The sequence below is a fragment of the Vibrio sp. 1159 genome (assembly GCF_033340395.1).
GTDB classification, from domain to species: domain Bacteria; phylum Pseudomonadota; class Gammaproteobacteria; order Enterobacterales; family Vibrionaceae; genus Vibrio; species Vibrio alginolyticus.
In genome coordinates, this window is sequence record NZ_JAWOWL010000011.1 from 103,482 (window position 1) to 116,395 (window position 12,914).

The 12,914-nt window shown below is 43.4% G+C and carries 10 protein-coding genes and 1 pseudogene; 3 read left to right on the forward strand and 8 right to left on the reverse strand.

Translation table 11 applies throughout. The annotated features are described in order from the left end of the window. Positions 1–5: 5 nt before the first annotated feature. A complete protein-coding gene (locus R7127_RS11045) occupies positions 6–1,565 on the forward strand; it encodes a SpoVR family protein (protein ID WP_005378449.1) in 1,560 nt (519 codons plus the stop codon). Positions 1,566–1,645: 80 nt separating this feature from the next. On the opposite strand, the gene kdsB is transcribed toward R7127_RS11045, so the two are convergent. The 4 genes from kdsB to msbA are packed head-to-tail and all read right to left on the reverse strand — an operon-like array spanning position 1,646 to position 5,322. Next, a complete protein-coding gene (gene kdsB, locus R7127_RS11050; RefSeq protein WP_017634738.1) occupies positions 1,646–2,401 on the reverse strand; it encodes a 3-deoxy-manno-octulosonate cytidylyltransferase in 756 nt (251 codons plus the stop codon). Continuing rightward, complete coding sequence (locus tag R7127_RS11055; protein WP_009707122.1) at positions 2,401–2,580, reverse strand: Trm112 family protein; 180 nt, start codon at positions 2,578–2,580, stop codon at positions 2,401–2,403. Before R7127_RS11055 ends, kdsB begins: the two co-directional genes overlap by 1 nt. Next, a complete protein-coding gene (lpxK, locus tag R7127_RS11060; protein WP_017634739.1) occupies positions 2,561–3,568 on the reverse strand; it encodes a tetraacyldisaccharide 4'-kinase in 1,008 nt (335 codons plus the stop codon). The genes R7127_RS11055 and lpxK overlap by 20 nt, the downstream gene beginning before the upstream one ends. A gap of 5 nt (positions 3,569–3,573) precedes the next feature. After that, entirely contained in the window at positions 3,574–5,322 is a 1,749-nt protein-coding gene (msbA, locus tag R7127_RS11065; RefSeq protein ID WP_033905044.1) for a lipid A ABC transporter ATP-binding protein/permease MsbA, read from the reverse strand. A gap of 345 nt (positions 5,323–5,667) precedes the next feature. Here msbA and R7127_RS11070 point away from each other — a divergent pair, with 345 nt between their 5' ends. After that, positions 5,668–6,657, forward strand: a complete 990-nt coding sequence (locus R7127_RS11070) for a glycosyltransferase family 8 protein (RefSeq protein ID WP_033905043.1) — start codon at positions 5,668–5,670, stop codon at positions 6,655–6,657. A gap of 3 nt (positions 6,658–6,660) precedes the next feature. On the opposite strand, the pseudogene R7127_RS11075 reads toward R7127_RS11070, so the two are convergent. Continuing rightward, positions 6,661–8,945, reverse strand: a pseudogene (locus R7127_RS11075) (DNA internalization-related competence protein ComEC/Rec2). Between the two features lie 8 nt (positions 8,946–8,953). Here R7127_RS11075 and R7127_RS11080 point away from each other — a divergent pair. After that, positions 8,954–9,463, forward strand: coding sequence for a DUF2062 domain-containing protein (locus tag R7127_RS11080; RefSeq protein WP_005387834.1), 510 nt, complete (start codon positions 8,954–8,956; stop codon positions 9,461–9,463). A gap of 148 nt (positions 9,464–9,611) precedes the next feature. On the opposite strand, the gene lolE is transcribed toward R7127_RS11080, so the two are convergent. Genes lolE through lolC form a run of 3 tightly spaced genes read right to left on the reverse strand, consistent with a single transcriptional unit; the run spans position 9,612 to position 12,767 of the window. After that, positions 9,612–10,856: a lipoprotein-releasing ABC transporter permease subunit LolE gene (lolE, locus tag R7127_RS11085; protein WP_033905042.1), complete on the reverse strand. Its 1,245-nt coding sequence runs from the start codon at positions 10,854–10,856 to the stop codon at positions 9,612–9,614. 2 nt (positions 10,857–10,858) lie between these two features. Beyond that, positions 10,859–11,566: a lipoprotein-releasing ABC transporter ATP-binding protein LolD gene (gene lolD, locus R7127_RS11090; protein WP_172563333.1), complete on the reverse strand. Its 708-nt coding sequence runs from the start codon at positions 11,564–11,566 to the stop codon at positions 10,859–10,861. Then, a complete protein-coding gene (gene lolC / locus R7127_RS11095) occupies positions 11,559–12,767 on the reverse strand; it encodes a lipoprotein-releasing ABC transporter permease subunit LolC (RefSeq protein ID WP_172563334.1) in 1,209 nt (402 codons plus the stop codon). The genes lolD and lolC overlap by 8 nt, the downstream gene beginning before the upstream one ends. Positions 12,768–12,914 lie beyond the last annotated feature (147 nt).

Sequence of the window (12,914 nt, forward strand, 5' to 3'; positions counted from 1 at the left end):
TAGCGATGAATACCGCAACGAGAAACCTCTCAGGAGAGGCGCCTAAGAAGCGTAACAGTAAAGTGTTGCCAGATGGACCAGATTGGACATTTGAGCTGTTAGAGCGATACCACAAAGAAATTAAGCGTGTCGCGGAGCATTATCGCCTAGACACTTACCCTAACCAAATAGAAGTGATTACTTCAGAACAGATGATGGATGCCTACTCAAGTATCGGCATGCCAATCAATTACAACCACTGGTCATTTGGTAAAAAATTCATTCAAACAGAGCAGAACTATAAACATGGTCAAATGGGGCTAGCCTACGAGATTGTGATTAACTCCGACCCTTGTATTGCTTATTTGATGGAAGAAAATACGGTAACAATGCAAGCACTCGTGATAGCACACGCGTGTTACGGCCATAACTCTTTTTTCAAAGGTAATTACCTATTCCAAACGTGGACTGACGCCAGTTCTATTATCGACTATCTGCTGTTCGCCAAAAAGTACTTAGCCGAATGTGAAGAACGATATGGCGTAAAAGAAGTGGAAAAGCTGCTCGACTCTTGTCACGCGTTAATGAACTTTGGTGTAGACCGCTACAAGCGTCCAGAGAAAATCTCAATTACAGAGGAAAAAGCAAGACAAGAAGAACGCGAAGCATACCTACAATCTCAAGTTAATGAGCTTTGGCGCACGGTACCAACAGCCAAGACGAAAGAGGAAGACATTAAAGAGCGATTCCCAAGCGAGCCTCAGGAAAACTTGCTCTACTTCTTCGAAAAACATGCGCCGTTGCTAGAGCCATGGCAACGTGAAGTTGTTCGGATCGTCCGTAAGATCAGTCAGTATTTTTATCCGCAAAAACAAACGCAAGTCATGAATGAAGGCTGGGCAACGTTCTGGCACTACACCATACTCAACCATCTTTATGATGAGGGCTTGGTGTCTGAAAAGTTCATTCTAGAGTTCTTACATAGCCACACCAGTGTCGTGGCTCAGCCGCCTTATAACAGTCCTTACTTTAATGGCATTAACCCCTACGCGTTAGGCTTTGCCATGTTCCGAGATATTAAGCGTATCTGCGAAGAACCAACTGATGAGGACAAGGAGTGGTTTCCAGATTTAGCAGGAACCGACTGGTTAGATGCAGTGCATTTCGCGATGCATAATTTCAAAGATGAAAGCTTTATTAGCCAATACCTTTCTCCGAAATTAATGCGTGATTTCAAGCTGTTTGCGATCAACGATGATGACCATAAGAACTTTATTGAAGTCGCTGCTATACACGATGAGATGGGTTATAAACGCATTAGAGAAACCTTAGCCGCTCAGTATAACTTATCTAATCTTGAGCCAAACATTCAGGTGTTTAATGTCGATGTCCGTGGTGATCGATCGCTTACGTTGCAGTACGTTCCTCACAACCGCATCCCACTTGATGATAGTTACGAAGAAGTTCTAAAGCACGTGTACCGATTATGGGGCTTTGATGTCATTCTCCAAGAAGTGAAAGACACCGGTCACCGAGAGGTGTTAGCGACCTGCCCTAAACGGAACCAATACGACACTAACATTTAACTAATACCGCGATACGAGTAAAACAAAAAAGGCTCCTAATTCAGGAGCCTTGTTTATTCTTAAATCTATATGAGCATTTGTTACGCTTGCTTTGCAACAATCGCGCGCACGGCTTCTAGGTCTTCGGGCGTATCAACCCCTGCCGCTGGTGCTTCTTTCGCTACCGCCACATGAATTTTTTCACCGTACCAAAGCACTCGCAGTTGCTCAAGACACTCAATCTGCTCTAATGCACTTGGTGCCCAGTTGACATACGTATTAATGAAACCAGCTCGATAAGCATAAATACCAATATGACGCATTAATGGGTTGGCAATGGTTTTGTCTTGTTTAGCAAAGTTATCGCGATCCCAAGGGATGGTTGCTCGACTAAAGTACAACGCATAGCCTTGCTCATCTGCGACAACTTTAACAGCGTTCGGGTTGAACACTTCCTCTTCCGAGTCTATTTCTACAGCTAACGTCGCCATCGGGGCTTCACACCCTGATAAGTTATCAGCAACCTGACGAATGATGGACGGCGGAATCAAAGGCTCATCCCCTTGCACATTAACAATAATGTGGTCTGACGGAATAGCCATCTTTTCAACAACTTCTGCAAGACGCTCCGTACCTGATTCGTGCTGGGGAGAGGTCATACAAACTTTACCACCAAATGACGAAACCGCTTTCGCAACACGCTCGTCATCAGTTGCAACGATGACATCTTCCGCACCCGCTTGTAGCGCTTGTTCATAAACCCACTGAACCATAGGCTTACCACCAATATCCGCTAGCGGTTTACCAGGCAAACGGCTCGATGCGTAGCGCGAAGGGATGACAACCGTAAAAGACATTAGCGTCCCTCATCCATGCTCATAGCGCGAGCTTCAGGCTCTAGCAGAACTGGAATACCCTCTTTGATCGGGTAAGCAAGGCGATCCAATTTGCAGATCAACTCTTGATTATCTTTATCGTACGTCAGCTTACCTTTGCAAACAGGGCAAGCTACAATCTCAAGTAGACGGTGATCCATAAGCCGCTTTAACCTCTTTTATTCTATTTAAAATTTGCTCTGCATCGTTTGACTCAAACTGGGCAGATACAGGCAGATACCACCAATTATCTTGCGCATAATGGCTGCACTTGACGGCATCTTTCTCGGTCATAATCACATTGGTCCCTTGTTGAGCCAATGCTTCTAATTCTTGTTGATCAAAGTCTTGATGGTCAGCAAAACCTTTTGTGACTTTAACATTTGCGTTCATCGAGTTTAGTGTATGAAAAAAACGCGGAGGATGCCCAATGCCCGCAAATGCGACGAGATCTTTCAACTCCGAGACATCCACATGTTGCTTAGTCTTAAGATTAATAGCTTTAGAGGGTGCTAAAGCCATTGCGATTTCGCCCGTATGCGCTTGACCGCCATTGGTGATGATAAAGTCGACTTCTTTAAGTCGCTCAATACCTTCACGTAAAGGACCTAATGGAATCAGGCTTTCATTCCCAAACCGGCGATTCCCATCCACAATCACTAACTCAATATCACGGCCTAACGCATAATGTTGTAATCCATCATCCGTAATTATGATATCCACATCCAAATCTAGCAGTGCTTTCACTGCATTTGAACGCACAGGATCTACCGCAACAGGTGCTCCTGTACGGCGATGAATCAACTTAGGTTCATCGCCACAATGCTTCGCTGGCGTATCTTCTTTTAGCACTAACGGATAGGCAGGAGCCTTTGCCCCATAACCACGAGAAACAACCCCCGGCTTAAAGCCCATTTGCTGTAGTTGCTCAACAAGCCACACAACAACTGGTGTTTTACCATTGCCACCAGCAGTGATATTGCCAACCACAACAACAGGTATAGGCGCATTATAAGCTTGCTTGCGGCCAGTTTGGTATTGCTTTCGCTTTGACTTGCTTATCGCTCCAAATAATAAACTCAGTGGCCACAAAAGCGGCCACAAGAGATATTTTATTGGATGGCTTTCAAACCAGATTTTTTCAATCACCGCGCTTATTCACCAAACTGAATACGGTGCAATTGTGCATACGCACCATTTTTCTCAATAAGCTCAGCGTGGTTGCCACGTTCAATGATGGCACCATCATCAACCACAAGAATTTCATCGGCTTTCTCGATTGTGGATAAGCGGTGCGCTATTACAAGTACCGTTTTGTCTTTTTGCAGCTCATCAAGTGCAGCTTGAATAGCTCGCTCGGATTCAGTATCCAAAGCTGAAGTTGCCTCATCAAGAATTAGCACTGGAGCATCACGCAATAGAGCTCGCGCAATCGCAACACGTTGGCGTTGACCACCAGACAAGCTAGCACCATTTTCACCAATCATCGCATCTAGTCCGCCATCCATCTTACTGATGAACTCCATCGCATGCGCGAGTGTTGCCGCTTTCTCGATATCACTGCGCTCGTATTGGCCATCCGTTGCGTACGCAATATTGTTTGCTATCGTGTCATTAAACAAATGAACATTTTGCGATACTAGTGCAAATTGCTGACGTAAATTCTTTAGCTCGTAATCACGAATATCATGCCCATCTAATGTGATAGATCCACTGCCAACATCATAGAAGCGGTTGAACAAGTTCGCGATGGTACTTTTACCTGAGCCAGAACGGCCAACTAGCGCCACCGTTTTTCCTCTTGGAATATCGAAGCTGACATTTTCCAATGCTGGTTTTTCTGCGCCAGTGTAAGTAAAGCTTACGTTTTTAACCGAAACATCGCCATTTGCGCGTTCAACTGTCAACTTACCTTCGTTTTTCTCAGGCTCGAGGTCAATTAACGCGAAGAGCGTTTGGCTCGCGGCCATACCACGTTGGAACTGAGAAGTAACGTTAGTCAGCGCTTTAAGTGGGCGCATCAGACCAAACATTGCAGAGAACACAACAGTAAATGTACCTGGAGTCAGTTGCTCTTTAATCGAATCAATACTTGCTAAATAAAGAACGGCAACAATTGCAAGTGATGCAATCATTTGGATGATAGGGTTAGCCGCCGCTTGAGCCGTCACCAACTTCATGCTTTGTTGACGCATTTGGTTGCTGACTTTTTCAAATCGTTGACGTTCGATGTCTTGGCCGCCATAGCTCAACACAACTTTATGGCCTTTCAGCATCTGCTCTGCTGATGCAGTTACGTTACCCATCATGGTCTGCATATTTTTGGATATTTTTCTAAAACGTTTAGAAACAACACCAATACCCCATGCCACAACGGGAGCAACAGCAAACAGCACTAGCGACAATTGCCAGCTGTTGTAAAACATCAAGACTAACAGACCAATGATACTTGCGCCTTCACGGACAATGCTCACCAACGCTTGGCTAGTTGCCGCTGACACTTGCTCTGAGTCGTAGGTTATACGCGACAATAAATTGCCCGTCTTTTCCTTATCAAAGTAAGACACCGGCATATGCATAAAGTGATTGAACACCATGCGACGGACTTGCATAACTACGTTGCCAGATACCCAACTCAAACAGTAGGTGGAGACAAATCCACTTATGCCACGAATGAACATCATAGCAAAAATAATCAATGGAAGCGTGCGTAAAAAATCAGACTCAGCGTTCCCAAAACCTTCATCGAGTAGCGGTTTTAGCAAGGAAATCATATAAGTATCTGATATTGCATTAATAACTAATGCTAAAACAGCAACGATTAGGCCAGATTTATAAAGGCGTATAAATTGCCAGAGACGCTTAAACGTCTGCCAAGTCGTTTCATCAGTATTTGTTGACATAGAAGTGCTTTGTTTTCTTACATTAAGGCATTCATTCTACTCTGTTAGCGCTCATATGCCTATCCCTAGAACGTACACTAAGTTTGCTAACGTATAAGACTGCCACTTTTACCCAGTAGATCTCCAATGTGTCATTGGCTAACCTACTCTGACTCAACTGATATTCAATCTTAAATATGAAAATTGGGGGATCAAGCCTCATCGTGAAGCAAACTTGACCATCGTACCTGTTCATCTACTGATAAACATTAATAAATGTGTTATGTCCACTTAGAGAAAGTCTTTTAGTCTTTTATATTTCGCTCTATACTCTTGATATGTTCATTCTTATTTACAATAAAAAATATGCAAGTCATTCCCATTGTTCATTGCTTTGATAACAACTATGTTATTCCTGCTGCAGTAGCATTCTATTCTTTGCTTGAGAAATCAGATAAAAACTACAAATACCAGATATATGTCTTACATGAAGATATTACGCTGCTAAATCAAGAAAAATTAAAAAAAACCATACAAAAATTCAAAAACTCAGAACTTATTTTCATTAATTTCAATGAAAATGTCGACTTTGAAAATGATTGGAAAAACATAAAGACAAAAGGTCATTACTCTAAAGCTATGTTTTACAAACTTAGTATTTCAAGTTTAATTAAAGAACATAAAAAAATGATCGTATCTGATGTCGATGTTATTTACTTAAATGACATTTCAAAAGATTTTATAGAATATAATAACAACGATGATAATAATTATATATCAGGGGTATTCTCCGTAGATAAGATCCTAAGCTATAATGATGTTTATAAAAAGAGTTTTTCTAATGAAGAGATTAGCCAACTGAAAATAGGTGCTGGATACTTTTTTATGAATGCCGATCTCATTAGAAAAGATAATTTAGAGAAAAGGTTTAAAGACTACCTCGAAAAAAACTCTCACAGATTAATACAGCCAGAACAAGACGTTCTAAACTTCTGTTGTCACCCTAGAGTTGGAAAATTACCCTTAAGAAACATGGTTTGTAACTATGTGTATAGTATGTATGACAGAAAAGAGTTTGTGGATGAGGTTAACTATACTAAAGAAGAATTATTGGATGCATATGATAATCCGATTCAACTCCATTACGCATCAAGAGTAAAACCATGGAACAAATTAGATTCTATAAAAGCTAACTTGTGGTTAGAATGTATACTTAAGACCGAGTTTTTCGAAGACTACTTTTCTAGCTTAGAGCAACTAGCCAGACCAAATGGTGAAAAGAAACTATTTAGTTTTACACTACCATTAAAAAAGAATAAAAAATTCAGGTTGGATATATTAAAAATAAAAAGCTAAAACTTACAGACCTAATTCGACATTAGGTCTTTTTATATTAGTTCCGCTACGCAGCATCTGCCTATACCAAGGCTCAAATGTATCGCTACGTTTGGTTTCTGAGCGCCAATTATCACGGTGAATAAAGAAGCTTACCTGACCACCCTCACCAGTATCAAGCCAAGTAACGCCAAGCTTTCGGTATGAAGCAACGACATTTTCCGCTGGCATTCCCCATCGATTGTTTTTTGCTAAAGAAGCAACTGCCACACTCGGGCTCACCGCCTCAATAAATCGAGGATTCGATGAACTTTTACTCCCGTGGTGAGGGACTAGCATCACATCGCTTTGTAACTTTCCGGGTTCTCTAAGCAAAATCCACTCGCTAATGGCCTCAATATCACCAGTAAAAAGCATACTAAAGTTAGAAATAGGGTCAGTAAGTCGTAATACACAGGAGTGCGGATTATACGCACGTTGAACAAGTGCAGGAGGCCAGAGCACTTCCATGTTTAATCCTTGCCATTTCCATTGGTCGCCTCTAGTGCAAGGCTCATATTCGATAAAGAATTGACTACTAAGTTTACGCTGTGGAGAAAAGGCATCTTCAATGAAAAAGCGGCCGCCTGCGTGATCATTATCGGAATGGCTTAGAATCAGTGTATCTATGCTTTCATAACCTCGTTGATGCAAAACCGGAGTGACGACCTGCTCTGCGATACTGCCGCTTTGCCATGCTTTACCAGTGTCATACAGCAACACCTTGTCGTCTTTTTCTACAACCACTGCAAGGCCATGACCTACATCTAATACATCGATACGCCAATGCGGTTCATACTCCGCTGCAAACTTGATACTAATAACGATGCCGAGTAACAAATACCACGCGTAATGAGACATGAACCGTTGAAATATTAAGCAAACCACTATCACCATAACCAGCATTGTCATTCCATGCTAATGGGTTGCCAAGAACCTACTGCGTACTGTATTGACGTGCTCAATGGCTGTAATGACCAGTCCACCAAATGCCACAGAGGCTTCGCTATCATTTCAAGAAACAAAGATGAGAACAGGGCTAGAAACATCAAAGGTACAACGATAAATCCGAACCAAGGAATAAATACCAAGTTGTAGGCTATTGAGGACAAACTAAAACCGGAGAAGAAATGGCCACTAACAGGTACGATTAAAGCGCTCAACATCAATTGAGTAAGCAATAACGCTTTTAATCGCGCTTTCCAACCTCCCCTTTGATGTCGAATCAAATTAATTGCGAACAATACCGCACAAACGGAGAGGTACGATAACCAAAAGCTCATACTGTAGGATGCAAAAGGTTGGACAAGCAGTTGTAGAGATACTGCAAGCAAAAGAACTCGCCAAGAAGTCCAGTGCACCAGAGTATACTTCAGGAGAACGTAAACAACGCATACCGACACTGCTCGCGTAGTAGGCAGAGAGAAATCCGCTAACCAAGCGTAGGCAACAGCGAAGATCAGCCCATATAAGCTAGGTAACAACTGGTATTGGGGTAATAGATAACGAACGGTACCGCCCACGACTAGCCCAAAAGTAAACGCCATACCAATATGTAAACCAGAAATGGAGACCAAATGCAGTAAACCACTGTCCCTGAGCGCTTGCCAATCTTCCTTAGACAACCAAGAACGGTCAGCAAAAACTAACGCACTTATTAACGAGAAATGATGAAGGGAAGACACATCATCAGCGACATCGGCAATAATGGATTGACGCAGAGATACATTAGAACGAACAATCCACTTAGCATCTTTGTTAACAACCGCTCGGGCGATAATATTTTTACCCATCGCGTGCTTTTCAGCATCAAAGCCAGCTTCGTTGCGTAGACCTGTAATCGGCTTTAACGAGATGGATGTCGTAAACTCACTGTTAACATCGAGTGGAAAAGGCGTAATAAGACGGATTTTAGGTTTAAGAAAAGGTAACAGAGTTTGAGAATTTACCGCTTCTATAGCGACAATACCTTCATAACCGTGACTTATTTGCGTAAAAGGGCTGTCAACTTTACCAATTATGGTAATATTCTCCCCTGCTTGAAAAAGGGCTTGTCTCTGAGACTCCAATACATTGCCGTGGACGATGACAACCATAAAGCCCGCAATTGCGCCTATGCTAATTAAGCCACGACGTAATTTGATTATTGAGCCAGTGGTTATTATTCCCAGCAGCAACCAACGCCAATCTGGTATTGTCGGCCACCAAGCTGACGAGATTACGCTCGCTACAAATAACGCCAAGGTCCAACTTTTTTCTGAGAGAGTCATGCTGTCCTATGCCTAGAAAGCTGATAAAACGCTTCATGCCAGATCATGAATTGATCAAACGCCAAAAAGCATTGAAGGTCTTCGGCAATGTGTTGTACAACCCAAACTTGTGGTGCTTAAACCGCCGCTCGGCATCAGGGGCTTTTGCTGTCGGGTTATTTATGGCTTTTGTTCCGCTGCCGAGCCAAATGATCATGGCCGCTGGTTTGGCCATTATGTTGGGTGTCAATCTGCCCCTCTCCGTCGCTTTGGTATGGATCAGCAATCCTATCACTATGCCTGTGCTATTTTACTTTGCGTACAAGCTAGGTGCTCTAGTGATGCGTCTTCCCCCGCAACCTTTTCACTTTGAACTATCGTGGGAATTCATCATGCAGCAAATGAGCACCATTGGACCTCCATTTCTATTGGGCTGCGCAATTTGTGGGGTTGTATCCGCGATTATTGGCTACTTCGGAATTCGAGGGCTTTGGCGCTACTCAGTGGTACGGAGCTGGCAAAAACGCAAAATAAGATAAGACCTTACTGCGTAAAAATCAGCATTTGAGCTATCAGTTGAGGGGCATCTAACAGTTAGAATGAAACGCGATGTTACTCAAGTCGGATAAATACAAAAAAGGACCGAATTCGGTCCTTTTTGTTTTTCGCATACTGTAAAACAATCAGCTATTTAGAACTCAGTACAGCCGCCGGATTCAACCTTGCGGCACGCGAAGCAGGATACCACGTCGCAAGTAAACTAAGCACTATAGCCGTCACTGACACCAATGCCACATCTGGCCAGTGTAGTTGTGATGGTAAGAAGTCGACGAAGTAAATATCACCCGATAAAAACTGATGACCAATTAAGCTCTCTAACCCTTTAATTAACGGAGTCAGGTTTAACGCCACTAAGACACCGATAACACTGCCGACGAGACTGCCAAATACACCAGAGAATACACCTTGCCAAACAAAGATCCGTTTGATTAGGCTATCTTTTGCTCCCATTGTTCGCAAAATTGCAATTTCCGCCGCTCGGTCTTTCACTGCCATCATCAACGTAGACACAATATTAAAACATGCCACGCCAATCACCAGTACCATCACCAAGTACATAATGGTGCGCACGAGCTGAATATCGCGATACAAAAAACCAAACTTTTGCTGCCAGCTTTTCAAATACACGTAAACATCAACCATGCTACCAACCTCGCGAACAATAGAAGGCGCATTGAGAACATCGTCAGTTTTTAGTGAAATGCCTGTGACCCCTTCCCCTAACCTCGCGTATTGCTGCGCATCAGCTAATGGTACTAACGCTAGAGAGTGGTCGATTTGGCCATTCAACGTTAAGAACCCTGACACCTTCACGCGCACACGCTTAGGAGCCTGCACTTTATTTGCGCCGCCTGTTTGCGGAATCATTAACGTAACATAATCCCCCACGGCGACATTTAGCTCGTTTGCTACACCTCGGCCTAAGATCACTTGCTGCTGACCGGCATAAAAGTTTTGCCAAGCTGCTTGGTCAATAAAATTCGATAAGCTCGACACCGCTTGCTCGAAAGTAGGCTCTACACCACGAACTTCTATCGCTTTTAGCTTACTGCCTTTTTCTGCCAAGCCCGTAAAACGAACGTACGGTGCTGCCGCAACAACATGTTCATGTTTTAGAGCTTGATTCATCGTTTTGGTGTAGTCCTGAAGTGGTCCATTAACACCTTCTAACTCGCCGTGTGGAATCACAGACAACACACGCGATTGCAGCTCGCGCTCAAAGCCATTCATTGCAGACAAACCGATAATGATCACAGCAACGCCAACCGCAATACCAATGGTCGAAGAAAGCGATATGAAAGACACCATCTTGTTGCGCTTTTTCGCTCGACTGAAGCGACCACCAATCATCAAAGCTAAAGAGGTAAACAAAACTAGCCCTCCGCAGATGCTGTATCAGTCACAAAACGATCTACGAGCAAACCATCTTGCATGTGCATTTGACGATCCATTTTTGCTGCCAGCTCTTTGTCATGCGTGACAACCAAAAATGCAATGTTTGACTCTTTATTGAGCTCGCGCATCAAATCATAGATAGACAGTGCCGTATTGTGATCTAAGTTCCCCGTAGGTTCATCAGCCAAGACCAGATCAGGTTTATTCACCAATGCACGCGCAATCGCAACACGCTGACGCTCACCGCCCGATAACTCGGAGGGTCTATGTTGCATCCGATGACTCAAACCAACTTTATCTAACAGCGCTTTAGCCGCCTGTTTTGCATCCGCTCCTTTAGCACCGCCAATCATCAGTGGCATCGCCACATTTTCAAGCGCAGTAAAGTCAGCCAATAAGTGATGAAACTGGTATACAAAACCAAGGTGCTTGTTGCGTAATGCCGCCTGTTTGTTCGAGCTCAAAGCTGATAAGTTTTGCCCTAGAAAATCAACTTCACCATGAGTTGCGTCATCTAACGCACCTAAAATATGCAATAAGGTACTTTTTCCCGAACCAGAAGAGCCAACAATAGAAACCAACTCCCCTTTGTCGATATCGAAACTTACGCCTTTCAACACTTCCGTATCTAACGAACCCTCTCGGTAGACTTTACGAATATCACGACATTCTAATAGCTTATTCATAGCGAAGTGCCTCAGCAGGTTTAACAGAAGATGCTCGATAAGAAGGATAAAGCGTAGCAGCAAGGCTAAGAGCAATCGCCAACACCACCACTAAAAGAATTTGCAGTGAATCAATCAAGATGGGTAGATGACCACCAAAGCTGAATAGCGCCACACCAGCAGATTCAAGAATCGCATTTAGATTAAGTGACAAGATCACGCCCGCGGCGCCACCAACAATCGCGCCAATTACACCACTGCTTGCACCTTGCACCATGAAAATGGTCATCACTTGAGATTGAGTCATGCCTTGAGTTTTCAATATTGCGACTTCTGATTGCTTCTCCATTACTACCATGATTAAAGCGGAGATAATATTGAATGCAGCGACACCCACAATTAGACCTAGCATAAGTCCCATCATGTTCTTTTCCATTTTCACCGCTTGGAAAAGCTCACCACGCTGTTCGCGCCAATCACTCCATTCCCATCCATCAGGCATGGGTTGGTCAGCAAAATCCGTCACCATAAATGGGTCAGAGAAAAAGACACGCCAACCAGAAACCGTGTCTTTAGGGAAACGCATCAGCTTAGACGCATCCGTCATGTTCACAATCATTAATTGACCATCAACGTCCGATCCCGTATTGAAAATGCCTGAGACAGTGAAGTTTCGCTGGCTAGGAATACGACCAAGTGGGGTAAACTGCGTCGCGTTGGTCACCATCAAGCGTACTTTATCCCCGATTGAGACCTTTAGTGAACGTGCCAAACTGTGACCCATAAATACATTGTAGTCACCTGCTTGAAGTGACGATAATCGTCCGGCAATCAAATGGTTGCTAATCGGATCGCCTTTCTTAGGTTCAATACCGATGAGGTAACCAGCCGTCAGCTGTGCAGAACTCTGAATAACAGCCTCTCCTCTAACGATAGGCTCCGGCTGGGATTCACTCGACATCGCTTGAACAAATGGAGGAGCAGACTCGGTCATAGGTGTTTTTCCATCGTGTTGCGAAACAACGGCATGAGGTAGCACACCTAAAATGCGTTCTTTTAACTGCGATTCAAACCCGTTCATCACAGAAAGAACCGTCACCAACGCCATTACACCGATCGTAATACCCGCCGTCGACATATAAGAAACAAATCGGCTGAACCTATCTCCAGAGCGTCCCCGAAGATACCTTAAGCCAATAAACAATGAGATAGGATGATACATATAAGACAAACCAACTGGTTGTTTTGATATAAAGCTTTAGCGGATTATCTTACCTTACTCTTCTCATTAAGAAGACAAGAGAATCGCTAAATTTGTCAACGACATGCAATAAGTCTGTATTTAGGGCAAAAAGTTCAAGGACAAATC